This is a genomic window from Rhizobium beringeri (genome assembly GCF_004306515.1).
GTDB classification, from domain to species: Bacteria; Pseudomonadota; Alphaproteobacteria; order Rhizobiales; family Rhizobiaceae; genus Rhizobium; species Rhizobium beringeri.
The window spans coordinates 3,979,084-4,001,957 of the sequence record NZ_SILG01000001.1; the positions used below are offsets into that span (position 1 = coordinate 3,979,084).

A 22,874-nucleotide genomic window follows, 5' to 3' on the forward strand; every position below is an offset into this window, starting at 1 on the left:
ATAGTTCATTTCTGACATTTTTCCATCTTTTTGCTACCAGCCCTTTGTCCCATTATCAGCCGAAACAGGCCTAACACGGAGCCCTCGAAATGGATGTCCAATCACGATCTGTCACCCTCATCGGCGCGCCGCTCGAAGAAGGCTCCGGCCGAAGGGGTGCCGCCATGGGCCCTGCGGCCCTGCGCATTGCCGGCGTCGATCAGACGCTGATCGAGCTTGGTCATGACGTTGCCGATATCGGCGATCTCCGGATCGTTCCGGCGATGGACCTGCCGAACCACCCGAAAGCTCACAATCTGAGGATCGTTGGCGCCTTCACACGAGCGCTGGAAAGCAGCGTCTATGACGTGGCCGCCTCCGGCCGTTTCCCGCTCATTCTCGGCGGCGATCACAGCCTTTCCATGGGCACCGTCTCCGGCATGGCGCGCTACGCCGCCAGCAAAGGCCGCCCGCTCTTCGTGCTCTGGCTCGACGCCCATGCCGATTTCAACTCTCCAGCGACATCACCCTCCGGCAATATTCACGGCATGCCCGTCTCCTTCTTCTGCGGCGAGGCGGAGTTCGCCGAGATCCTGCCGAAGGGCCGTCCGTTCGTCGATCCGAAGAATGTCTTCCAAGTCGGCATCCGTTCGGTCGATGCACGCGAGCGCGAGGAAATTCACGAACACGGCGTCAACGTCTTCGACATGCGCGCGATCGACGAGCAGGGCATCGGCGCCATCATGCGTGAGATCCTCGATGTCGTCACCAAGGCGAACGGCCTGCTGCATGTCAGCCTCGACCTCGATTTCCTCGATCCCGAGATTGCCCCCGGCGTCGGCACGACGGTCCCGGGCGGCGCGACTTTTCGCGAGGCGCATCTGGTGATGGAAATGCTTTCGGACAGCGGCCTCGTCTCGTCGCTCGATCTCGTCGAACTCAATCCGTTTCTCGACGATCGCGGCAAGAGCGCCCGCATCCTGGTGGAGCTGACGGCAAGCCTCTTCGGCCGCCGCATCTTCGATCGTCCGACACGCGCCGCGTAAAACATGCTCTGGAGGGAGAACGGCCATGAACACTTCGGAAAAACTGATTGCCACGGAACAACGGCTCGGCGCCCATAACTACAAGCCGCTCGACGTGGTGCTGACGCGTGGCGAAGGTGTTTATGTCTGGGATACCGACGGCAACCGTTATCTCGATTGCCTCTCGGCCTATTCCGCCGTCAACCAGGGCCATTGCCATCCGAAGATCCTCGCCGCCATGGTCGAGCAGGCGGGCAGGCTGACGCTCACCTCCCGCGCCTTCCGTAACGATCAGCTCGCCTATCTCTACGAAGAGCTTGCGGCTCTGACCGGCTCACACAAGATCCTGCCGATGAATTCCGGCGCCGAGGCGGTGGAGACCGCCATCAAGGCGGTGCGCAAATGGGGATACGAGGTCAAGGGCGTGCCGGAGGGCAAGGCGGAGATCATCGTCTGCGCTGATAATTTCCATGGCCGGACGCTGAGCATCATCAGTTTCTCCACAGATCCCGACGCCCGCGCCGGCTTCGGTCCCTATACGCCAGGCTTCCGCATCGTTCCCTTCGGCGATGCCGAGGCTTTCGCCGCCGCAATCAATGCCAATACGGTGGCTGCCCTGATCGAGCCGATTCAGGGCGAAGCCGGCGTCATCATTCCACCGGCAGGTTATTTCACCCGCATCCGGGAACTCTGCACGGCAAACAACGTCACCCTCATCCTCGACGAGATCCAGACCGGCCTCGGCCGTACCGGCAAGCTGCTGGCGGAGGAGCACGAAGGAATCGAGGCCGACGTGACGCTGATCGGCAAGGCGCTGTCCGGCGGCTTTTATCCCGTGTCGGCCGTGCTTTCGAATTCCGAAGTTCTGGGCGTGCTGCAGCCCGGCCAACACGGCTCGACCTTCGGCGGCAATCCACTCGCCTGCGCAGTGGCGCGCGCCGCGCTCAAGGTGCTGACGGAAGAGGGCATGATCGAGAACGCCGCTGTCATGGGCGACTATTTCCTCGAAGGCCTCAGGTCGATCCGCTCGAACATCGTCAGGGACGTGCGCGGCCGTGGCCTGATGATGGCGATCGAGCTGGAACCCGAAGCCGGCGGCGCACGGCAATATTGCCATGCGCTGAAAGAGCGCGGCCTTCTCGCCAAGGATACCCACGACCACACAATTCGCCTCGCTCCGCCGCTGGTCATCACCAAAGAGCAGGTGGATTGGGCAGTCTCGCAGATTGAAAAGACGATAGGCTGAGTAAATCGGCGCAATTCTTCTTCACGATCTCGAACATGCATGGAAGATCCTGAATGCCAGAGATCGGCTGGAAGAGATCGGCTGGAAGAGATCGACAGCAAAACCGCCTGGTTTTCATCCGAGATTAAAAACCTTCGCAATCTCGTCGCCCAATTTAGATTTGGGCAACACTCTTTCGCTAATGTCGTCGATAACCGTAACGATGCTTCGCCGAGCGCAAAGCCATCGCGTGGTATGAAGGCAAAGCTTGGCCGCGCCAATGGTGGCGCATCCGCTTCTGCCCTGGCTTACGATAGTTGGGAAGAATTCTAATGGCCACGATCAATTCGACTAACTTCAGCGGCGATACGCTCGAAATTATTGCCTTCCGCCTGCATGACCAGGAATTCTGCGTCAAGACCACGACCATCCGCGAAATCCGCGGCTGGGCGCCGTCGACGCCGATCCCGCATGCGCCGGCCGATGTCATCGGTGTCATGAATCTGCGCGGCTCGGTGATCCCGATCATCGATCTTGCTTTCAAACTCGGCATGAAGAGCACGGTCGCCAATGAGCGCAGCGCCATCGTCGTCGCCGAAGTTCACAGCATGGTCATCGGCATGCTTGTCGACCGCGTCTCGGATATCCTCACCATCTCCTCCAGCCAGGTCCAGCCGGTGCCCGAGGTGACTGCCTCCTTCGACCGCGCTTATTGCGAAGGCATCATTGCCTCGGAAAACGGAATGATCTGCTTCCTGAACCTCGCCAAGATGTTCAAGGAAAACGAGACGGATGAACTGGCGGCCTGATCGGCCAATATAATTCTCAATAAAAACCGCCCACCCGGGCGGTTTTTTGTTGCGCATCGCAAGCAGGCCTCGGCCACCAGTATCCGCCTTGGCGCTTCTTGATTAGAAACAGCTTCTATTCCGGAAATTAACCACGTTCCGTCATCATGGGATACTCAGGGATGACACGTTTTCCGCCAATCTGGGAATGACAGCCAGTACTGTTTGTCTTCTCATCACCGGCATTCCTCGTCCGATCGGCTTCGCTTTACCAGACGAAGCAGCAGAAAACTGTGCATTTCAGAGGGACGGGAATGTTTGGTCTATCTTCCGATTCGAAATATATTCTCAATGCCATTTCCAAATCGCAGGCGATCATCGAATTCGACCTCAAGGGAAATATCCTCACGGCGAACGAGAATTTCTGCAATGCACTTGGTTATCGCCTGAGCGAGATCGTCGGCAAGCATCACAGCATGTTTTGCGAGCCGGCCTATACGGCAACCCCTGAATATCGCGCCTTCTGGGCGCGGCTCGGGCGCGGCGAATATGACGCCGGGGCTTATAAGCGCCTTGCTAAGGGCAACAGCGAAATATGGATCCAGGCTTTCTACAATCCCGTTCTCAAGAGCGGAAAGCCATTCAAGGTGGTCAAATTCGCCGCCGACATCACGGCCGCCAAGAAGCAGGCGGTCGAGGATTCCGGCAAGCTGCAGGCGATCTCGCGTTCGCAGGCGGCGATCGAATTCACCCCGAAGGGCGAGATCCTGACCGCGAATGAGAATTTCTGCAAAGCCATGGGATATTCCCTGGCCGAGATCACCGGCAAGCATCACAGCATGTTCTGCGATCCGGCCTATGTCAGCACCGAGGATTACGGCAACTTCTGGCGGCGTCTGGCCAGTGGCGAGTTCATTGCCAACGAATTCGTCCGCTTCGGTAAAGACGGCCGCGAAATCTGGATCCAGGCGGCCTATAACCCGATCGTCGATGCCGACGGCAAGGTCTACAAGGTCGTGAAGTTCGCCACCGACGTCACTCAGCGTATGAGCGCGATTTCTCTGCTCGGCGGCGCGCTGCGTCAGCTTTCCGAAGGTGATCTGACAAAGACGGTGGACACGCCCTTCGTCCCGTCGATGGAGCAATTGCGTCACGATTTCAACACCGCGATCAAAGGTCTTGCCGAGACGATGAAGACGATCGGCGAGAATGCGAGTGCGATCGCCAGCGGCTCACGCGAGATTGGCGCATCGGCGGATTCCTTCTCCAAGCGGACGGAACAGCAAGCCGCATCCATCGAAGAAACCGCAGCCGCGTTGGAAGAGATCACCACCACCGTCAACGATTCCAGCCGTCGCGCCGATGAGGCCGACCGCCTCGTCGCCATGACCAAGCAGGGTGCCGAGCAGTCCGGTATCGTGGTCCGCAATGCCGTCGCCGCCATGGGCCAGATCGAACAGTCCTCCCGCGAAATCACCAACATCATCGGCGTCATCGACGATATCGCCTTCCAGACCAACCTCCTGGCATTGAATGCCGGCGTCGAGGCGGCCCGCGCCGGCGAAGCCGGCAAGGGCTTCGCCGTGGTGGCCCAGGAGGTCCGGGAGCTCGCCCAGCGCTCCGCCAACGCCGCCAAAGAGATCAAGGCGCTGATCAACACGTCGGGCGAGCATGTCAGGAACGGCGTCGGCCTCGTCGGCCAAACCGGTAAGGCGCTCGAGGAAATCGTCACTCGGGTCGGCGATATCGACGGCAACGTCGTCGCCATCGTCGAAGCCTCCAGGGGGCAGGCAACCGGCCTTAAGGAAATCAACCAGGCGGTCAATACGCTGGATCAGGCAACCCAGCAGAATGCCGCCATGGTCGAGGAGAGCACCGCCGCCAGCCATAGCCTTGCCAGGGAAGCCGAAACGCTGCGTGTCCTGCTGACGAGGTTCCGTCTGCCAGGCCAGACCCAGACCGCCGGCAGGCACGAGGCAAGGCAGACGGGCTCACCGGCGCTGCATCTCGTTTCACGTGTTGCAAAGGCGCAGGGCGCCGCCGCGGCAACCTCCCAGAGCTGGGAAGAGTTCTGATCCCAGTCTCCGCACATCGTCATCTTACTGTGCCGCCGCCAGGCGACACTTTGATCAGCTTGAGGTGTATACGAAGATAAAGCGCATCGCATGACGCCGATGCGACGCGCTTTAATTGCTCAGCCGAACAGCGCCAAAGTCGCCCGCAGCGTCACCCAGACACCCCAGAGCAACGGCACGCCGACGACGGCCCAGGCAAGCATCGCCTTGGCGTCCAGCCCACCTGTGCCGATGCCGAAGGAACCCGTCGGGCCGGCATTGACGGCAGCCGACTTCGCCTGCAGCGCAGCGACCTCGCCATCGGACATGAACCACTTGTCCGAAAGCGGCCTGATCAGCGAATTGGCGATGAGCCCAAGCGCCAGCATGCCGGCGAGAATATACATGGTGCCGGTATAGAGGGTCGGACCCGGCGCAACGCCGGCGGCCATCTGCGCTTCGCGGATGTAGTTGACGACGACGGGGCCGACGATGCCGGCCGTTGCCCAGGCGGTCAGCAGCCGGCCGTGGATGGCGCCGACGAACTGCGTGCCGAAAATATCGGCAAGATAGGCCGGGATGGTCGCGAAGCCGCCACCATACATCGACAGGATGATGCCGAAGGAGAGAACGAACAGCGCCTTGTTGCCCATGCCCGCGAAGGTAGGCGCCAACGCATAGAGCACGATGCCGAGGACGAAGAAGCAGTAATAGGTATTCTTGCGGCCGATCTTATCGGACAGCGACGCCCAGAAGAACCGTCCGCCGATGTTGAAGAGTGACAGCAAACCGGCAAAACCGGCGGCGATCGTGGCGATCGATGCCTTCTGGCCGGCGTCGAGCTGGGTGAAGCCGACATCCGGCAGGCCGATCAGCGAGCCGGCGAAGATTTCCTGCAGCATCGGCGAGGCCATGCCGAGAACGCCGATACCGGCCGAAACGTTGAGGCAAAGCACGGCCCAGATCAGCCAGAACTGTTTGGTCTTGTGGGCATCGCGCAGGTGCACATGTTTGGTGGTGATCATCGTGCTCTTGGCCACAGGCGGTGTCCAACCCTCAGGACGCCAGCCAGCCGGCGGAATGCGGTAGCCGAAGGCACCGCCCATCATGAAGACGAAATAGATCGCCGCCATGACGATGAAGGTCTGCCAGACGCCGACCGAACTGTCGGTCTTGAAGGCATTCATCAGCAGGTTGGCAAGCGGGGCGCCGATCATCGCACCGCCGCCGAAGCCCATGATCGCCATGCCGGTCGCCATGCCGCGCCGGTCGGGAAACCACTTGATCAGTGTCGAGACCGGCGAGATGTAGCCGAGGCCGAGACCGATGCCGCCGATAACGCCGGCACCGAGCCACATCATCCAGAGCTGATGAGTGATGACGCCGATAGCGGCAAGAATGATGCCGCCGCACCAGCAGCAAGCGGAAACGACGCCCGCCTTGCGCGGACCGGCCCGCTCGAGCCAGCCGCCCCAGATGGCAGCGGACGAACCAAGCAGAACGAAGAATAGCGTATAAATCCAGCCGAGGTCGGCAACACGCCAGTCGCAAGCCGTGGTGAACAGCGCCGAGGCGAGGGTCAGATCGGGGCAGGCCGTCGAGGCCGTGATCCCGAGCGACTTGGAAAGCGGCAACCAGAAGACGCTGAAACCATAGGCCATGCCGATGCAGAGATGGATGGCGAGCGCTGCCGGCGGCACCAGCCACCGATTGAACCCGGGCCTTGCGATGATCCTTTCGCGATCGAGCAGGCCTACCCCCGCCAACGCCCCATCTGTACGTGTTTCCGCTGCAGCCATGAACAACTCCTCCTTGATTCAGACCTGGCTTGATTCAGACTTATCGTCACCGGCGCATACGCAGGCAGCTTGCTGCTGCCTCCCCTCCCGCACGCGCCGATACTGGTTACCGGACCGAAAGCATGTTGCGCAAAACTGTGCTGCGGTTTTGCGATAACGACATGCCTGGAAATAGAAGACCTAAGCGCGAGGAGCCAATCTGAAAGATTGTGACGCGCTTTAGTGTGTCACCGGCTCCGGCTTTCGGATCAGAGGAGCGGCCTGAAGCACAAGCGCGTCCAGGCCGTTTTCCTCATTCTCCAGAATTTCGAACAACTGCCGCCGCATGCGCGGGTCCCAGAATTTGTTGATATGGGTGGCGACCCCCTGCGCGGCCTCGCTTTCCGGCTGGCTCTTGAAGAAGGTGGCGATCTGGTTTGCCATATAGACGAGTTTGGTCTTGGTATCATGCGACATCGGCAATGCTTCCGGGCGAGATGCGGTGCGGGTGGGTGAAGATCTCGAAATCCTCGCCGCGCACCAGCGCGACGAGCGTCATGCCGGCCTCTTCGGCCGTGCGGATGGCGAGAGCCGTCGGCGCCGAAATGGCGATGAGCATTGGGCTGCCGAGGATCGCCGCCTTCTGCACCATCTCAACCGAAAGCCGGCTGGTGACGACGACGGCGCCGTCCCCGCCTCTTTCACTGGCGCGGATGACGGCGCCGCAGAGCTTGTCCAGCGCATTGTGCCGGCCGACATCTTCGCGCACGGCAATCAGCCCCCTGCCGGGAAGATAGAACCCGGCGCCATGCACCGCCCGTGTCTCACGATGCAGCGGCTGTGCCTCGTTCAGAAGCGAAACGGCGCGGACGATATCCGCATGCGACAGCGCCAACGGCGATGTCGAAACGTCAGGCACCGGCCGTACCGCCTGTTCGATCGATTCGATGCCGCAGAGCCCGCAGCCGACCGGCCCCGCCATGCTGCGGCGCCGCGCCCGCAGCCGATCGGCGACGTCGTCGACCAGGCTCACCTGCACATCGATCCCCTGCTCACCCTCGATGACCTCGACGCCCGATATCTCCGCCGGCCCGGCAATGATTCCTTCGGTCAGACTGAATCCGACGGCGAAATCCTCGAGATCCGCAGGTGTTGCCATCATCACCGCATGCGAACTGCCGCCATAGGAAAAGGCGATCGGCACCTCTTCCGGCACGATGCGAGAGCTGGTGTGCATAATGCCGTTGCGGCGGGCGGTTTCGAGAGCACGGGCGGTGACGGTGAAGGTCATGATGCGCGTTCCTGCTTACAGAGCCGCCCCCGCATCGTCACTCCGCTGCCTCGAGCTTGCCGGCGATGCGGCGCGATTGCCGCGCCTGCTCGTCATATTCCAGCTGCCATTCACTCGGCCCGTTGGAGGGCGAGACCTGCACCGCCGTCACCTTGTATTCCGGGCAGTTCGTCGCCCAGTCGGAGAAATCGGTGGTGATGACGTTCGCCTGCGTATTGGGATGATGGAAGGTCGTATAGACGACACCCGGCGCGACGCGATCGGTGATCAGCGCCCTCAGCGTAGTGTCGCCGGAGCGGCTGCCGAGCTTCACCCAGTCGCCGTCGCGAACGCCGCGCTGCTCGGCATCGTGTGGATGGATTTCCAGCCGGTCTTCCGCATGCCAGACGACATTCTCGGTCCGCCGCGTCTGCGCCCCGACATTGTACTGGCTGAGGATGCGGCCGGTTGTCAGCAGTAGCGGGAAGCGCGGACCGGTACGCTCGTCGGTCGCCACATATTCGGTGCGGATGAATTTGCCCTTGCCGCGCACAAAGCCATTGACATGCATGATCGGCGAGCCGAGCGGATTCTTCTCGTTGCAGGGCCACTGCACCGAGCCCATTTTATCGAGATAGTCGTAGGAGACCATCGCGAAGCTCGGCGTCGTCGCGGCGATCTCGTCCATGATCTCAGACGGATGGGTGTAATTCCAGTCGAGCCCCATCGCCTGGGCAAGCTTCTGCGTCACTTCCCAGTCGCCATAGCCGTTGCGCGGCGACATCACCTTGCGCACGCGGTTGATGCGGCGCTCCGCATTGGTGAAGGTGCCGTCCTTCTCGAGGAAGGTCGAGCCCGGCAGGAAGACATGGGCGTAATTGGCGGTCTCGTTGAGGAACAGATCCTGCACGACGACGCATTCCATCGCCGCAAGCCCGGCCGCGACATGTTTGGTATCGGGATCGGACTGGAGGATGTCTTCGCCCTGGATGTAGATGCCTTTGAAGGAGCCGTCGACTGCCGCATCCAGCATGTTCGGAATACGCAGGCCTGGCTCGTTGTTGAGCTTCACGCCCCAGAGCTTTTCGAAGATGTCACGCGTCGCATCGTCGGAAATGTGCCGGTAGCCGGGCAGTTCGTGCGGGAAGGAACCCATGTCGCAGGAGCCCTGCACATTGTTCTGGCCGCGCAGCGGGTTCACGCCGACGCCGGGACGGCCGATATTGCCGGTCGCCATCGCCAGGTTGGCGATCGCGATGACCGTGGTCGAGCCCTGGCTGTGTTCGGTGACGCCGAGGCCGTAATAGATCGCACCGTTGCCACCCTTGGCATAGAGCCTTGCCGCGCCGCGCAGATCCGCCGCCGGCACGCCGGTGAAGATCTCGGTCTGCTCGGGACTGTGCTGCGGTTCGGCGACGAAGGCCGCCCAATCCTCGAACTCCGACCAGTCGCAGCGCTCGCGGATGAACGCCTCGTCAAACAGGCCTTCGATGACGATCACATGCGCCAGCGCCGTCATGATCGCGACATTGGTGCCGGGCTTCAGCGGCAGGTGATACGAGGCCTCGATATGCGGCGAGCGGACGATATCGGTGCGGCGCGGATCGATGACGATGAGCTTGGCGCCCTGGCGCAGCCGCTTCTTCAGCCGCGAGCCGAACACCGGATGCCCGTCGGTCGGATTGGCGCCGATGACGACGACGACATCCGAATGCTCGACGCTGTCGAAATCCTGCGTACCCGCCGACGTGCCGAACGTCTGGCCGAGGCCGTAGCCGGTCGGCGAATGGCAGACGCGGGCGCAGGTATCGACATTGTTGTTGCCGAAGCCGGCGCGGATCAGCTTCTGCACCAGATAAGTTTCCTCATTGGTGCAGCGCGACGAGGTGATGCCGCCAATCGCCTCGCGGCCATATTGATACTGGATGCGGCGGAACTCCAGCGCCACATGCGCGAAGGCTTCGTCCCAGCTCACTTCCCGCCAGGGATCGCTGACCTTTTCGCGGATCATCGGATTGAGGATGCGGTCCTTGTGGGTGGAATAGCCATAGGCGAAGCGGCCCTTGACGCAGGAATGGCCGCGATTGGCCTGACCGTCCTTCCACGGCACCATGCGCACCAGTTCCTCGCCGCGCATCTCCGCCTTGAAAGAACAGCCGACGCCGCAATAGGCGCAGGTGGTCACGGCCGAATGCTCCGGCTGGCCGATCTGGATCACGGATTTCTCCGTCAGCGTCGCCGTCGGGCAGGCCTGGACGCAGGCGCCGCAGGAAACGCATTCGGAATCGATGAAATGTTCGTGCATGCCGGGCGAAACGCGCGAGCCGAAGCCGCGGCCTTCGATCGTCAGCGCGAAGGTGCCCTGCACTTCCTCGCAGGCGCGCACGCAGCGCGAACAGACGATGCACTTGGAGGGATCATAGGTGAAATAGGGATTGGATTCGTCCTTCGGCATCCATTTCAGATTGATGTCGCCATTGCTGCGCGCCTTGACGTGGTTGTCGCCCTCATAGCCGTAGCGCACATCGCGCAGGCCGACGGCGCCCGCCATGTCCTGCAATTCGCAATCGCCGTTGGCCGCGCAGGTGAGACAGTCGAGCGGATGGTCGGAAATATAGAGTTCCATCACGCCGCGGCGGATATCCTTCAGGCGCCCCGTCTGCGTGTGCACCACCATGTTTGCCGCCACCGGCGTCGTGCAGGAGGAGGGCGTGCCGTTGCGGCCCTCGATCTCAACTAGGCAGAGCCGGCAGGAGCCGAAAGCGTCGACCATGTCGGTGGCACAGAGCTTCGGCACCTTGATGCCGGCCTCCATCGAGGCGCGCATGATGGAGGTGCCCTCCGGCACGCTGATCTGCTGTCCGTCGATGGTGAGGGTCACCATGGCCTCGGATTTCGAAGCCGGAGTCCCGTAGTCGATTTCATGGATGAGAGACATGATGGGTCTCCTTGCTTGAGATGGTGAGGTCAGCGCAGGCGTTCCATGAAAAACTCGTCATTCCGCCGCCTCCACCAGAGGTGCCGGCGAAAAATCCTCCGGGAAATGCGTCATGGCGCTCATAACAGGATAGGGCGTGAAACCACCCAGCGCACAGAGCGAGCCGAACTTCATCGTGTTGCAGAGATCGGCAAGCAGCACCCGGTTCTTCGCCGGTTCGATGCCGTGAGCGATCTTGTCGGCCGTCTCCACGCCGCGCGTCGAGCCGATGCGGCAGGGCGTGCACTTGCCGCAGCTTTCGACGGCGCAGAATTCCATCGCGAAACGCGCCTGCTTCAGCATATCGGCCGTGTCGTCGAAGACGACGATGCCGGCATGGCCGATAAGCCCGTCCTTGGCGGCGAAGGATTCGTAATCGAACGGTGTGTCGAACAGCGCCCGCGGGAAATAGGCGCCGAGCGGTCCGCCGACCTGCACGGCTTTGACCGGCCGTCCCGTCACTGTACCGCCACCGATCCTGTCGACGATATCTCCGAGCGAAAGACCGAAGGCCGTCTCAAAGAGGCCGCCGTATCTGACATTGCCGGCAATCTGCAGCGGGATGGTGCCGCGTGAGCGGCCCATGCCGAAATCGCGGTAGAAGGCCGCACCCTTGTCCATGATGACGGGCACCGAAGCCAGCGAGATCACGTTGTTGATGACGGTCGGACAGTTAAACAGCCCCTTATGCGCAGGCAGCGGCGGCTTGGCACGCACGATGCCGCGCTTGCCCTCGAGACTGTTGAGCAGCGCCGTCTCCTCACCGCAGACATAGGCGCCGGCGCCGGTGCGCACCTCGATATCGAAGGCGCGGCCGGATCCGAGCACCGATGGTCCGAGAATGCCGGCCTGGCGCGCGATACCGACGGCCTCGGTCATCGTCGCGATCGCATGCGGATATTCCGAACGCGTATAGACGAAACCCTTGGTCGCCCCGGTCGCGAGCCCTGATATCGCCATGCCCTCGATCAACACGAAGGGATCGCCCTCCATGATCATCCGGTCGGCAAAAGTGCCGCTGTCGCCCTCATCGGCATTGCAGACGATATATTTACGTTCGCCGGCGGCATCGAGAACGGTCTTCCACTTGATGCCTGTGGGAAAGCCGGCGCCGCCGCGTCCGCGCAGGCCGGAATCGGTGACTTCCTTGACGACTTCGGCTGATGTCATCGAAATGGCGCGGCGAAGGCCGGCAAGGCCGCCATGCGCCTCGTAATCCGCAAGCGAAAGCGGATCGGTGACGCCGCAGCGGGCGAAGGTCAGGCGAGTTTGTTCCTTGAGGAACGGGAGGTCTTCAACCTCCCCGAGACAGAGCCGATGCTCGCCTCCATCAATCATCCCGGCATCGAACAGATCAGCCACATCCTTGGACTTCACCGGTCCATAGCCGATGCGCTTGCCGGCAACCTCGACCTCGACCAGCGGCTCCAGCCAGAACATTCCGCGCGAGCCGTTGCGCACGATCTCGGCATCGAAGCCGCGGGCGGCGATCTCCTGGGCAATCGCCTTTGCCACCTTTTCGGCCCCGAGCGCCAGCGCTGCGGCGTCGCGCGGAACATATATCCTGACCGTCATCGGCGCGCCTCCGCGACGAGTTCCGCCGCCGTCTGATCGTCGACCCGGCCATACACCTCGCCGTCGAGCATCACCGCCGGCGCGCAGGCGCAGAGCCCAAGACAGTAGACCGGCTCCAGCGTCACGCCGCCATCGAGCGTCGTCTGATGAAAATCGATGCCGAGCAGCGTCTTGACGCGTTCGGCCAGCGCATCGCCGCCCATCGACTGACAGGCTTCGGCGCGACAGAGCTTCAGCACGTGCCGGCCGGCGGGATGATCGCGATAATCGTGATAGAAGGTCACCACGCCATGCACCTCGGCACGGGAGAGGTTCAATTCCTCCGCGATGACGGGCATTGCTTCCTGCGGCACATAGCCGAATTCCTGCTGAACTTCGTGCAGAATGGGAAGCAGCGGCCCTTCGAGAAAGCGAAGATCGGCGACGATGGCTCGGGTGCGCGCTGCAATATCGCCTTCGGCGATATGAATGGTCATAAGGCAGCCCTCCCGCGGCTTGCTCGTTGCGGAACAGCGGGCCTCCCCCGGCCGAGTGCTATTCCGCAGCCACCATTTCAGGGAAGCAGCCGGCGATCAATAAAGCTATCTCGTTGCATGATAGGTTTTTTCTATCAAAGTTCTTCATCTTGCACGAGCACCCTCGCCTCGTGCAGCAAGGCCGATACAAGCGGCGTGAAGGGCTCGCGATAAGGCGCGACAAGGCCGACCAGATGATGCGCCTCCGGCTCGACGATCGGGATCATGCGGATTTCCACTGGAAATCCAAAGGATTTGGCCACGTTCCGCGGCATGATGCTCGCCCAGCGTCCAGTCCTGACATGCGAGAACAGCACGATCATCGAGTTGGATTCGAGCGTCGGATGCGCTGTGGCGCCCGCTTCCGTCAAGTGACGGTTGATGATCCGACGGTTCTGCATGTCGGCAGTCAATAGGCAAAGCCGAAGATCGCCGATCTCCCGCCAGGTCACGTTGTCGCGATCGGATAGCGGGCTGCCTGCAGCCGTGATCAGATTATAGCGCTCGGCATAGAGGGGAACGGTCGTGACGCGGCCGAGCGGCTCGTTTTCGAGATAGGTGATGCCGGCATCGATTTCGAGGTTTTCGAGCATGCTCAGCACCTGCAGCGAATTCCGCGAGACGATCGAAAAGGTCACGCCGGGATGCCGCTCCTGAAAAGGCGTGGTGATGCGCGAAAGCATGGCGAGCGCGGTCGGAATGGCGGCGAGGCGGATGTGGCCGGAAAGGCCGCGACGCGCGGCGCGCATCTCCTCGCGCATGGTGCGGGCATCGCCGACGATGCGCCGGGCCCATTCGAGCACGCGCTGCCCCTCAGGCGTCAGCCCCTGGAACCGCGAACCGCGCTGCACCAGCATGACGCCGAGCTGATCCTCGAGCTGCCGGATGGCAGCCGAAAGCGTCGGTTGCGAGATCCCGCACTCCTCCGCAGCGCGGCCAAAATGCTTTTCATTGGCAAGGGCGATGAAGAATTCCAGCTTGTCGATCATCCGGTCTCCCGATCCGGCATGACATCATCCGGGTCAGTTCATCTTTGACGCAGCAGCCGTGCTCCGCAAGGGCGATCGCTAACTGTTTTCTGCAGCCGGAAAAAGATCGAACAGCGATTCGAGGAAGGCAAGCACGCTGACATTACCGATGCTGTAATAGACCAGCCTGCCCTGACGGCGCGTATGGACCAGGCCTTCGAGCCTTAACCGCGCCAGCTGCTGCGAGACCATTGCCTGCTGGATGCCGAGGATGTTTTCGATTTCACCCACCGTCCGCTCCTCGTTCGCCAATATGCAAAGGATCAGAAGTCGGGTCTGGTGCGCTAGCGCTTTCAGCAGATCGCTCGCTTCGTGGGCTTTTCCAGCGAGTTTGTGCAATTCCTGGCCGGTCATCCCCGGCTCGGGTTTGGGCAACGGCATTCGGTATCTCGGAAGGGAGGCGATGAGGTAGATCAGCACAATAGCATATTCGCACAAGCGAATTGGTCAAAAGTGATGAAATGCCAAAAAAGGTCCAAACAAATCAGCAGATAAGCTGACCGCCGTTGATCTCGATCACCTGTCCGGTGATGTAGCCCGAGAGCGAGGAAGCCGCCAGGAACAGATAGGCGGGAGCGCAGTCCTCCGCCGTGCCGAGCCGCTGCAGGGGGATGGATTTTCTTGTCTGCTCCAGCTTTTCGCGGGAGGAATAGCGCTCATGGAATTCCGTCTCGATCGTTCCCGGCGACACGCAATTGACGCGGATTCCGTCCGGTGCAAGCTCACGGGCAAGCGCCTTGGAATAGGTCGCAACGAAAGCTTTCGAAGCCGAATAGATCGAGGAACCGGGGCTGCCGCCGGTCAGCGCCGAAATCGAAACCGTGTTGACGATGGCAGCGCCCGCGGCCGTCTTCAATGCCGGCAGCAGCGCACGTGTTAGTGCCACCACCGATGTCTGGTTGAGCCGCACGACCGCCTCATATTCTGCGTCGGTCAGCGTGGCAGCGGGAAAACGGCCAAGCATGGTGCCGGCATTGTTGACGAGTACATGGACCCTGTCGAAGAAGGCAAGAGCATCTTCAGCAAATTGCGCTGCCCCACCGACTGCGGAGAAATCGGCATGCAGCAGCAGCGCCCGTCTTTCGGATTCAGCCGTCAGCAGGAAATCCGGCAGGTCGCGTCCCGGCTTGCGCCCGGTATGGACGATCACCTTCGCGCCGCAGTCCAGAAACTGCCGGGCGACTTCAAGGCCGATGCCGCGGCCGGCGCCGGTAACGACCACATTGCGATTTTCGAATAGTCTGGGATGGAACACGAAGCCGTCCTCCTCGCGGACAATGCCGCCGGTTGCGTCATTCGCCCTTAACATATGAGTGCGCCGACCGAAAGAAAGGCGTGCACCGATCTTTCCGGGAGAGACTTGGTCTCTCCCCGGAGAGACTTGGCCTCGCCCCGGAGAGACTTGGTCTCTCCGGGGGGGACTAAGGTCTCGCCCTGGAAACTGCTCTTCCCGAGAAGTTCCAGCCTTTTAGTTTTCGGTCTCCAGAAGCCGCGCGCCTGGCCCCTCCTTGCCGAGCCGGTCGCAGGGATTGCGCAGCGGACAGCTTTCGATAGACAGGCAGCCGCAGCCGATGCAGCCGGTCAGACGGTTGCGCAGCAGGCTAAGCCGCCTGATTCGCGCGTCGAGATCATCCTTCCAGCGCGCCGACAGCGTCTGCCAGTCGGCGACGGTCGGCGTGCGCCCCTGCGGCAGGGACTCGAACGCTGCCTGGATTTCCGAAAGCGGAATGCCGACACGCTGCGCCACCTTGATGATGCCGAGCCGGCGAAGCACATCGCGCCCAAAGCGCCGCTGATTACCGCGGGAGCGGATGCTCGAGATCAGCCCCTTGGTCTCGTAAAAATGCAGCGCCGAGACGGCCAGGCCGCTGCGCTCCGCCACTTCACCAACCGTCAGGAGCTTGCCGAGCGGCGCTGCGGGAATTCTATCCATCACCTCTTGACCTCAATATTAGTTGAGGTTTTATAACCTTGGCTCCTGCAATCGTAAAGTCCAATCGCAACAAGGAGCGACGCATGAAAACACCCACCAGGCTGGCTGTCATCTACGGAAGCACGAGAGAGGGCCGCATCTGCGACCGGGTGGTCAAATGGCTGACGCAGGAGCTCGTCCGCTTCCCGCAGTTTGATATCGACATCATCGACCCGCTCGATTTCGCGCTGCCGGCCAACCGTGACATGACGCACCCCGAAGTCGACAGGCTCGCCAGACGGCTTGGCATGGCCGACGCCTTCATCATCGTCACGCCGGAATACAATCACAGCTTCACCGCCTCGTTGAAGTCGATCATCGATTTCTTCTTCGAGCCCTGGCAGGGCAAGCCGGTCGCCTTCGTTTCCTATGGCGGCATATCAGGCGGCCTGCGCGCCGTCGAACAGCTGCGGCTCGTCTTTGCCGAACTCCACGCCGTCACGATCCGCGATTCGGTCAGCTTTGCCGCACCTTGGAACCGCTTCGACACCGAGGGACGGCTCGATAATCCCGCCGACGCAATGCGTTTGCTCGATCGGATGATGACGAGGCTGGAATGGTGGACGCGGGCGCTCGTCGCTGCCCGCAGCGATCGTCCCTATGCCGACATCGCCGCCTGAAGCAGAAGCTCCGGTTCCGTTCCCGGCAGGTACGGAACCATTGGGAACACCCGGACAGGACCTCCGTCCGGGTGTTCCCCGTCACATCAGGCCCATCCCGACCGCGCGGACGGGTTCGCAATTTTGCTGTTGCGGGGAGAAAACCCCGGTGATAGTTTCCGCGCAAATAACAGGGGAGCTCCGTATCGCCGGGGCTGAGATGTGAGGTGCAAGCCTCTGGACCCTTCAAAGCTGATCTGGGTAATGCCAGCGGAGCGAGGTTCAGATGTTTTCAGGCGCACAAGTGTCACTTTATCCGATGTCCGGCAATTTCGTCGGCATCATTCTCGATGCCGTCAAGGCGCTCTATCCCTATCGCGACCGGCTGCGCATCGAGACCGATGACATCTCCACGCTGCTGGTCGGCCCGCCTGAAATTCTCTTCGCCGCCATGCACGATCTTTTCGTCGCCGCCGCCAAGACCGGCGAGCATTGCGTGCTGTCCGCTGCCGTTTCACGCGGCTGCCCCGGCGAGCCGGACGACGCCATCTGCGGCGTCAACCTTTCCCTCGGTCAGGCGGAGCCGCTTGCCGAGCGTATAACAGCCGCGCTTGCCGCCGTTGAAACCACCGCCGAGACCGGCCAGCCGACCGCCGCGCAATTCTCGCTCTACGTCATGGGAACCGATACCCATATGGACGAGATCTATGGCTGCATCGACTTCCTGAAGCGCTCCGGCACCTTCGACCGCGCCAAGAATTTCTGCACCAAGCTTTCTGGCGATGCCGGTACCGTCTTTGCTACCATTCGTGAGGCCTTCTATCGCTTCGGCGACCCCGAGGGACATGTGACCCTCGACATCACGGTGTCCGCCAATACAGCGCCGCGTGTCTTTTCAGACGCGCAAAGGACGCTGTAACACTTTAAATTGCTGCATAATTTTATCCTTAAATCGATTCCGATTTAAGGAATTATGCAGTGCCCGACGAAAGCCTGAAACGAACGCTGATGACACTGCCACAACCATCGGATTCGCGCCTTGCCGCGCTCCGCGCTGCGCTGTACCGAGCGATGCCCGCCTTGCTGGCCGGCTGCGTTTTTTTGGCGGCATGGGAACTCTATGTCGATCTTTCCGGTATCAAACCGTCCATCCTGCCGGCGCCTTCCCGCATCGTCATCCAGGGCTGGCTGAACCGCGAAGCCCTGATATCAAACACCTGGCCGACACTCGGCGCGACACTCGGAGGTTTCGCCCTGTCGCTGGCCTTCGCCTTCGCCGCCTCGATCCTCATGGATTTCATGCCCTTCATGCGCCGGGCATTGCTGCCGATCTTCATCGCCAGCCAGACCCTTCCGCTGGTGGCGATCGCGCCCCTCGTCGTCCTCTGGTTCGGCTTCGGCCTGTTGCCGAAGGTCCTGCTGGTGGCGCTTGTCACCTTCTTCCCGCTGCTCGTCGCCTTGTTGCAGGGCTATGAATCGACCGACCGCGACATCGCCGAATTGCTGAATTCAATGAAGGCGAGCCGCTGGCGCATTTTCCGCCTGGCACGGCTTCCCTCCTCGCTGCCCTATTTCTTCGCCGGCCTCAGAATCTCGATCACCTATGCCGTCGTCGGCGCGATCTTTGCCGAATATGCTGGCGCCGCCCGCGGCCTCGGCATCTATATCCTCAACGCCAAGAACAATTTCCGTCCCGATCTCGTGCTCGCCGCCGTCGTCGTCAGCGCCGTGCTGACACTCTGCCTCTTCGGAGCGACACAGATGATCCAGCGCCTCGTCATGCCCTGGCAACCATCCGGAGAGCAGCGCCGATGAGCGGTGAAATGGTTGAACTGCGCAACATCTCGAAGTCCTTCGACGGCATGAAGGTGCTGGGCGACATTTCGCTCACCGTCGCAGACGGCGAGTTCGTTTCGATCGTCGGCCCCTCCGGCTCCGGAAAATCGACGGTGCTGCGACTGCTGACCCAGGCGCTTCGACCCGATTCCGGCACCATGCTTTTTAACGGCGCGCCGCTGGAACAGGCGCCGCATTCCTTCGCCTTCATGCCGCAGCGCGACGCGCTGATGCCCTGGCGCCGGATCATCGACAATGCGGCACTCGGTCTCGAGGTGAAAGGCATGAGCCGCCGCGCGGCCCGCGCCGCCGTTGCGCCGCTGTTCGAGAGCTTCGGCCTCGCCGGCTTCGAACACCACTATCCCTCCGAACTGTCAGGCGGCATGCGCCAGCGCGCCGCGCTGCTGCGCACCGTCGTCCAGACCCAGGACATGCTGCTGCTCGACGAGCCTTTCGGCGCGCTCGACGCGCTGACGCGTACGCAGATCCAGGAATGGCTGCAGGGCATGTGGACCGAGCACCGCTGGACGGCGCTGCTGATCACCCATGATGTTCGCGAGGCTGTGTTCCTCTCCGACCGGATCTACGTGCTTTCGGCCCGTCCGGCGCGTATCATCCGCGAATTCCGCGTTCCGCTGCCCCGTCCGAGAAGCATTGCCGATCTCGGCTCGCCGGCGGCCCAGGCGATCGAAACCGAAATCCTGCAAACCCTTCTTCATCCGCAAGAGACCTGAGGAGGTCACCATGCTGCTTCTCACCCGTCGCCAGACGATCTTCGCCGCCATCGCGGCAAGCCTCGCCGGCCGCACCGCCTTCGCCCAATCGGCGCCCGCAAAGGTTCGCATCGCGCTCGACTGGACGCCCAACACCAACCATATCGGCATCTATGTCGCCAAGGCGAAGGGCTTCTATGCCGATGCCGGGCTCGATGTCGAAATTCTTCCCTTCACCGACACCAGCGCCGGAACGCTGGTGTCCAACGGCGTTGCCGATTTCGGCATCAGCAGCGAGATCGAGACCCTGACGCAGCGCGCTGGCGGCGGCGACGTGAAGATGGTCTACGGCGTCGTCCAGACGGAAACCGCACGCCTGATCTTCAAGGGTGGACGCGACGACATCAAGAGCCCGAAAGACCTCGACGGCAAGACCTATGGCGGCTTTGGCGGCACCTGGGAGAGCGCGCTGATCTCCGCGATAATCCGCAACGACGGCGGCAAAGGCGACGTCAAGACCGTCACCCTCGGAACCTCCGCTTACGAGGCGCTCGACAATGGCTCGATCGATTTCACGCTGGAGATCTACACCTGGGAAGGCATCGCCGCCGAACTGGAAAACCGGAAGATCAGCCGCTTCCACTATTCCGATTACGGCATTCCCGACGAGCAGACGACGGTCATCGTCTCCAGCGACGCCTATCTCTCCGCAAGTCGGGAACACGCCCGCGCCTTCATCCAGGCGACACGAAAGGGTTATGCCTACTCCGTCGACCATCCCGACGAAGCCTGCGAGCTGCTGATCTCTGGAAGCAACGGCGCACTGATGAATACGGAACTGGTAAAGGCTTCTCAGAAGGCATTGATCGAGGGGCACTTTCTGAAATCCGAGGCCGGTGTGATCGGTACGCTCGACCCGGCAAAGGCCGAGGCTCTCGGCGGCTTCCTGATGGAGAATGGCATTCTGGTCGATGCGAATGGCGCCGCACTCAAGGAGAAGCCGGACTTTTCCACCTATTATACCAACGAACTCCTCGACTGAGCCCACCCCCCGCCTTGCCCGTCGCGGCTTTCCGCTGCAAAATCCCAGATACGGATTCAGATCTTGGGCCGATCCGGCCTGAGATCTGAATCCGTATCTAAATCAAAGAAGTGGAGCATGATGCCGAAAACCGCTCACACTTTTCGGCATCATACTCTGGGCAAGGTGGGGAGGCAGGATGCGACAACAGGAGAGACTGGCCGGAGCGGACTTTCTGCGCGCGACGGCCTGTCTGCTGGTGCTCGCCCACCACCTCACGCTCCGGCTGGATATGCGCAGAATTCCCGATGAACTCGGACCGACCGCACACATCCTCCGCTTCGGTAATTTCGGTGTTGCCATCTTCTTCGTGCTCAGCGGCTTTCTTCTTGCCCATCCCTTCTGGCGCGCGCTCGACGCCGGCAGCGCCATGCCGAACCTCCGGCATTACACGATCCGCAGGGCGGCCCGCATCGCTCCGGGCTTCTGGTTCGCCGCCACCATCGGCTTCGCCCTCAGCCTGACGCTGCTTGCCCTGCCGCTGACGCCGGAGCTTACGCTTCGCTACGTCTCGGGACTGCTGTTCATGAGCCAGTGGCATTGGCGCACCTTGTTTCCTGTCGAAGCCGACGGGCCGCTCTGGTCCATTGCCTTCGAGGTCACCAGCTATGTGCTCCTGCCGATCTGCTTTTTCCTGCTGTTTCGTTTGTCCCTCTTGAGGCGGCGCCCGTTGCTTGCCCGCTTCGCCTGGCTTTGCGTCATCGGAGCCGTACTTCTCGCCCATGTGCTGATCCTGACCTTCTTTCCGCTCGACGACATCGGACGCGGCTGGCAATACGGCCTGCAGGGCGGGGCTAAGGAGTGGATGCCGAGATATAATCCGATCGGCTTCTTCGCCGTCTTCGCGCTCGGCGCACTCGCCGCCGGCGTCGAGGTCATGCTCCCCGCAAAGCGTTCCTCCTGGTTCGATGCCGCAGCAGCCCTGGCCATCGCCGTTGCCGGCTACCGCCTCGTCATATCGCCCGGCGGCTCCGACGCGGGTTACGGCTGGCTCGAAATCCCCTATGGTTTTCCGGTCTTTCCGCTGGCGGTCGCAACGGCGCTCGTTTCGCTCAGCCATTCGCAACGCCTGGGCAGGCTGCTCGACAACGCTCCTGTCCGCTACATCGCAAAGATCTCCTTCGGCATCTATATCTGGCAGGAGATCATCCTGATATTGATCCAGAGGCTCGACCCAGGCTCGTTTGGCTTTTCCTCGGAAAATGTCGTCACCGGCTGGCTGCAATCTTGCGGGCTGGCGGCGGCGCTCATCCTTCTGGTCGCGAGCCTCAGCTACTTCCTGCTGGAAAAACCGGCGATCGATTTCGGCAACCGGCTGACATCTCGCCAACCCAATCGGGCTACTCCTTTCAAAGTATAAATTCCCCATAAGTGCAACTACAGGCATTAAGGTTAACGCGAAATACTCCCATTTTTGGCGTCTTTAGGGTTATCAAATTCCTATTTATGCCGATGACAAACGATACGTGACCCTGTATCTGTCTCACTGTTGTTCAGTACCGCATCTAAACTTGTGGACCTTGCGTAATGAATGCTTTTACTTCGAAGACGAATTCACGCTTCGATCCGTCTCAGCGTCAGGACAAAACCAAGACCCTGGTTATAGCGAACTCCAACATTCGCCAGCCAGATAGCTTTTCCCCTGCCGAAGGAAGAATGGCGTTGCGGCTGACCATGAAGCGGTTGATCGACATCGTCGCCTCAGTCAGCGCCCTCCTCGTGCTGGCGCCGCTTTTTCTGGCAATCGCTCTTTTCATCAAACTCGACGATGGCGGTCCGGTGTTTTTCCGCCAGATCCGCTGGGGGCTGAACGGCCGGAAGATCATGGTCTTCAAGTTCCGGTCGATGCGCGCCGAAGCTTGTGATCCGAGCGGCGTTCAACAGACCGTCAAGGGCGACAGTCGGGTGACCCGCATCGGCGCGGTGCTCCGCAAGACCAATATCGACGAGCTGCCGCAGCTTTTCAACGTCCTCAGGGGCGAGATGTCGCTGGTCGGCCCGCGCTGCCACGCCATCAACATGCGGGCAGCCGGCAAGCTCTACGAAGAACTGGTGCCGGACTACCATCAACGCCACATCATGCGCCCTGGCATTACCGGTCTTGCGCAGACACGCGGTTGGCGGGGCCCGACGGCGCGATCGCTGGAAGCCCGCGCCCGCATCGCCTGCGATATCTATTATGTCAGGAATTTCAGCCTGCTGCTCGACCTGAAGATACTGCTCAGGACGGTCGTCATGGAGCTGCGCGGCGGCACGGGCTTCTGAGATGATCCGGCATCACTGCCGGAGGTAGGCGGTCCTGCAGCGTCACGCGTCTTTTTAAACGCGCAAAGGTCGCACTAGCACTTTGAATTGCTGCATAACCCGCGCGTCTTCATTTCAATTCGGCCGAGCGCGCGGTTTTTCCGCACACCGATTGATGAAGGCAGAAACAAAAAAGCGGCCATCGCGGCCGCTTT

At 61.4% G+C, this 22,874-nt stretch carries 22 protein-coding genes and 1 riboswitch; of the genes, 12 read left to right on the plus strand and 10 right to left on the minus strand.

Going from position 1 to position 22,874, the window contains the following annotated elements:
• The first annotated feature begins 89 nt into the window (after positions 1-89).
• The 5 genes from rocF (at position 90) to ELH03_RS19870 (ending at position 5,092) form a co-directional block, all read left to right on the plus strand.
• Positions 90-1,025: an arginase gene (gene rocF / locus ELH03_RS19850; protein WP_128410440.1), complete on the plus strand. Its 936-nt coding sequence runs from the start codon at positions 90-92 to the stop codon at positions 1,023-1,025.
• A 25-nt stretch (positions 1,026-1,050) separates the two neighbouring features.
• Positions 1,051-2,250, plus strand: a complete 1,200-nt coding sequence (rocD, locus tag ELH03_RS19855) for an ornithine--oxo-acid transaminase (protein ID WP_128400279.1) — start codon at positions 1,051-1,053, stop codon at positions 2,248-2,250.
• 39 nt (positions 2,251-2,289) lie between these two features.
• Positions 2,290-2,562: a hypothetical protein gene (locus ELH03_RS19860; RefSeq protein ID WP_197727768.1), complete on the plus strand. Its 273-nt coding sequence runs from the start codon at positions 2,290-2,292 to the stop codon at positions 2,560-2,562.
• A complete protein-coding gene (locus tag ELH03_RS19865) occupies positions 2,562-3,038 on the plus strand; it encodes a chemotaxis protein CheW (protein WP_003543427.1) in 477 nt (158 codons plus the stop codon). Before ELH03_RS19860 ends, ELH03_RS19865 begins: the two co-directional genes overlap by 1 nt.
• 293 nt (positions 3,039-3,331) lie before the next feature.
• Positions 3,332-5,092 (plus strand): methyl-accepting chemotaxis protein, encoded by a 1,761-nt coding sequence (locus ELH03_RS19870; protein WP_128410441.1) that lies wholly within the window; start codon positions 3,332-3,334, stop codon positions 5,090-5,092.
• Between the two features lie 119 nt (positions 5,093-5,211).
• Here the strand turns inward: ELH03_RS19870 and ELH03_RS19875 are convergent, their stop codons facing one another.
• The 10 genes from ELH03_RS19875 to soxR all read right to left on the minus strand — a co-directional run bounded on the left by ELH03_RS19875 (position 5,212) and on the right by soxR (position 16,147).
• Positions 5,212-6,870, minus strand: a complete 1,659-nt coding sequence (locus ELH03_RS19875; protein WP_128410442.1) for an OFA family MFS transporter — start codon at positions 6,868-6,870, stop codon at positions 5,212-5,214.
• Between the two features lie 219 nt (positions 6,871-7,089).
• Positions 7,090-7,326, minus strand: a complete 237-nt coding sequence (locus tag ELH03_RS19880; RefSeq protein WP_018243839.1) for a formate dehydrogenase subunit delta — start codon at positions 7,324-7,326, stop codon at positions 7,090-7,092.
• Positions 7,316-8,140: a formate dehydrogenase accessory sulfurtransferase FdhD gene (fdhD, locus tag ELH03_RS19885; RefSeq protein ID WP_128410443.1), complete on the minus strand. Its 825-nt coding sequence runs from the start codon at positions 8,138-8,140 to the stop codon at positions 7,316-7,318. Before fdhD ends, ELH03_RS19880 begins: the two co-directional genes overlap by 11 nt.
• Before the next feature lie 37 nt (positions 8,141-8,177).
• On the minus strand, positions 8,178-11,057 hold the full coding sequence (gene fdhF / locus ELH03_RS19890) for a formate dehydrogenase subunit alpha (protein ID WP_128400283.1): 2,880 nt from the start codon (positions 11,055-11,057) through the stop codon (positions 8,178-8,180).
• Positions 11,058-11,114: 57 nt separating this feature from the next.
• Positions 11,115-12,671, minus strand: a complete 1,557-nt coding sequence (locus ELH03_RS19895) for a formate dehydrogenase beta subunit (RefSeq protein WP_128400284.1) — start codon at positions 12,669-12,671, stop codon at positions 11,115-11,117.
• A complete protein-coding gene (locus tag ELH03_RS19900) occupies positions 12,668-13,147 on the minus strand; it encodes a formate dehydrogenase subunit gamma (protein ID WP_128400285.1) in 480 nt (159 codons plus the stop codon). The genes ELH03_RS19895 and ELH03_RS19900 overlap by 4 nt, the downstream gene beginning before the upstream one ends.
• Before the next feature lie 134 nt (positions 13,148-13,281).
• Positions 13,282-14,175, minus strand: a complete 894-nt coding sequence (locus ELH03_RS19905) for a LysR family transcriptional regulator (protein ID WP_003543441.1) — start codon at positions 14,173-14,175, stop codon at positions 13,282-13,284.
• A gap of 78 nt (positions 14,176-14,253) precedes the next feature.
• On the minus strand, positions 14,254-14,595 hold the full coding sequence (locus tag ELH03_RS19910; RefSeq protein WP_128400400.1) for an ArsR/SmtB family transcription factor: 342 nt from the start codon (positions 14,593-14,595) through the stop codon (positions 14,254-14,256).
• 103 nt (positions 14,596-14,698) lie between these two features.
• Positions 14,699-15,469, minus strand: a complete 771-nt coding sequence (locus tag ELH03_RS19915) for an SDR family NAD(P)-dependent oxidoreductase (protein WP_128400401.1) — start codon at positions 15,467-15,469, stop codon at positions 14,699-14,701.
• 213 nt (positions 15,470-15,682) lie between these two features.
• Positions 15,683-16,147 carry a redox-sensitive transcriptional activator SoxR gene (gene soxR, locus ELH03_RS19920; RefSeq protein WP_128400402.1) on the minus strand — a complete coding sequence of 155 codons (465 nt, stop codon included), beginning with the start codon at positions 16,145-16,147 and terminating at the stop codon, positions 15,683-15,685.
• Positions 16,148-16,230: 83 nt separating this feature from the next.
• Here soxR and ELH03_RS19925 point away from each other — a divergent pair, with 83 nt between their 5' ends.
• The 7 genes from ELH03_RS19925 (at position 16,231) to ELH03_RS19955 (ending at position 22,680) form a co-directional block, all read left to right on the plus strand.
• A complete protein-coding gene (locus ELH03_RS19925; protein ID WP_128400286.1) occupies positions 16,231-16,806 on the plus strand; it encodes an NADPH-dependent FMN reductase in 576 nt (191 codons plus the stop codon).
• A 161-nt stretch (positions 16,807-16,967) separates the two neighbouring features.
• Positions 16,968-17,081: riboswitch (TPP riboswitch) on the plus strand.
• Positions 17,072-17,704, plus strand: a complete 633-nt coding sequence (locus ELH03_RS19930) for a YkoF family thiamine/hydroxymethylpyrimidine-binding protein (protein ID WP_128412626.1) — start codon at positions 17,072-17,074, stop codon at positions 17,702-17,704. Its footprint overlaps the riboswitch before it by 10 nt.
• Before the next feature lie 89 nt (positions 17,705-17,793).
• The gene (locus ELH03_RS19935) at positions 17,794-18,600 is read left to right on the plus strand and encodes an ABC transporter permease (protein ID WP_128400288.1); all 807 of its coding nucleotides are present in this window, start codon (positions 17,794-17,796) and stop codon (positions 18,598-18,600) included.
• Positions 18,597-19,355 (plus strand): ABC transporter ATP-binding protein, encoded by a 759-nt coding sequence (locus tag ELH03_RS19940; RefSeq protein ID WP_128400289.1) that lies wholly within the window; start codon positions 18,597-18,599, stop codon positions 19,353-19,355. Before ELH03_RS19935 ends, ELH03_RS19940 begins: the two co-directional genes overlap by 4 nt.
• Before the next feature lie 10 nt (positions 19,356-19,365).
• Positions 19,366-20,376: an ABC transporter substrate-binding protein gene (locus ELH03_RS19945; RefSeq protein WP_128412627.1), complete on the plus strand. Its 1,011-nt coding sequence runs from the start codon at positions 19,366-19,368 to the stop codon at positions 20,374-20,376.
• 178 nt (positions 20,377-20,554) lie between these two features.
• Positions 20,555-21,775, plus strand: coding sequence for an acyltransferase family protein (locus tag ELH03_RS19950; RefSeq protein WP_128412628.1), 1,221 nt, complete (start codon positions 20,555-20,557; stop codon positions 21,773-21,775).
• Between the two features lie 167 nt (positions 21,776-21,942).
• Complete coding sequence (locus ELH03_RS19955) at positions 21,943-22,680, plus strand: sugar transferase (RefSeq protein WP_128412629.1); 738 nt, start codon at positions 21,943-21,945, stop codon at positions 22,678-22,680.
• Positions 22,681-22,874 lie beyond the last annotated feature (194 nt).

Excerpts from the sequence above, each read along its gene's own strand:
- ELH03_RS19880 (WP_018243839.1), bottom strand. The coding sequence starts at position 7,326 with ATGTCGCATGATACCAAGACCAAACTCGTCTATATGGCAAACCAGATC.
- ELH03_RS19870 (WP_128410441.1), top strand. The coding sequence starts at position 3,332 with ATGTTTGGTCTATCTTCCGATTCGAAATATATTCTCAATGCCATTTCC.
- ELH03_RS19865 (WP_003543427.1), top strand. The coding sequence starts at position 2,562 with ATGGCCACGATCAATTCGACTAACTTCAGCGGCGATACGCTCGAAATT.
- soxR (WP_128400402.1), bottom strand. The coding sequence starts at position 16,147 with ATGGATAGAATTCCCGCAGCGCCGCTCGGCAAGCTCCTGACGGTTGGT.
- fdhF (WP_128400283.1), bottom strand. The coding sequence starts at position 11,057 with ATGTCTCTCATCCATGAAATCGACTACGGGACTCCGGCTTCGAAATCC.
- ELH03_RS19940 (WP_128400289.1), top strand. The coding sequence starts at position 18,597 with ATGAGCGGTGAAATGGTTGAACTGCGCAACATCTCGAAGTCCTTCGAC.
- ELH03_RS19900 (WP_128400285.1), bottom strand. The coding sequence starts at position 13,147 with ATGACCATTCATATCGCCGAAGGCGATATTGCAGCGCGCACCCGAGCC.
- ELH03_RS19875 (WP_128410442.1), bottom strand. The coding sequence starts at position 6,870 with ATGGCTGCAGCGGAAACACGTACAGATGGGGCGTTGGCGGGGGTAGGC.
- ELH03_RS19910 (WP_128400400.1), bottom strand. The coding sequence starts at position 14,595 with ATGCCGTTGCCCAAACCCGAGCCGGGGATGACCGGCCAGGAATTGCAC.
- ELH03_RS19895 (WP_128400284.1), bottom strand. The coding sequence starts at position 12,671 with ATGACGGTCAGGATATATGTTCCGCGCGACGCCGCAGCGCTGGCGCTC.
- ELH03_RS19860 (WP_197727768.1), top strand. The coding sequence starts at position 2,290 with ATGGAAGATCCTGAATGCCAGAGATCGGCTGGAAGAGATCGGCTGGAA.
- fdhD (WP_128410443.1), bottom strand. The coding sequence starts at position 8,140 with ATGACCTTCACCGTCACCGCCCGTGCTCTCGAAACCGCCCGCCGCAAC.
- ELH03_RS19925 (WP_128400286.1), top strand. The coding sequence starts at position 16,231 with ATGAAAACACCCACCAGGCTGGCTGTCATCTACGGAAGCACGAGAGAG.
- ELH03_RS19905 (WP_003543441.1), bottom strand. The coding sequence starts at position 14,175 with ATGATCGACAAGCTGGAATTCTTCATCGCCCTTGCCAATGAAAAGCAT.
- ELH03_RS19930 (WP_128412626.1), top strand. The coding sequence starts at position 17,072 with ATGTTTTCAGGCGCACAAGTGTCACTTTATCCGATGTCCGGCAATTTC.
- ELH03_RS19950 (WP_128412628.1), top strand. The coding sequence starts at position 20,555 with ATGCGACAACAGGAGAGACTGGCCGGAGCGGACTTTCTGCGCGCGACG.
- rocF (WP_128410440.1), top strand. The coding sequence starts at position 90 with ATGGATGTCCAATCACGATCTGTCACCCTCATCGGCGCGCCGCTCGAA.
- ELH03_RS19935 (WP_128400288.1), top strand. The coding sequence starts at position 17,794 with ATGACACTGCCACAACCATCGGATTCGCGCCTTGCCGCGCTCCGCGCT.
- ELH03_RS19945 (WP_128412627.1), top strand. The coding sequence starts at position 19,366 with ATGCTGCTTCTCACCCGTCGCCAGACGATCTTCGCCGCCATCGCGGCA.
- rocD (WP_128400279.1), top strand. The coding sequence starts at position 1,051 with ATGAACACTTCGGAAAAACTGATTGCCACGGAACAACGGCTCGGCGCC.
- ELH03_RS19955 (WP_128412629.1), top strand. The coding sequence starts at position 21,943 with ATGAATGCTTTTACTTCGAAGACGAATTCACGCTTCGATCCGTCTCAG.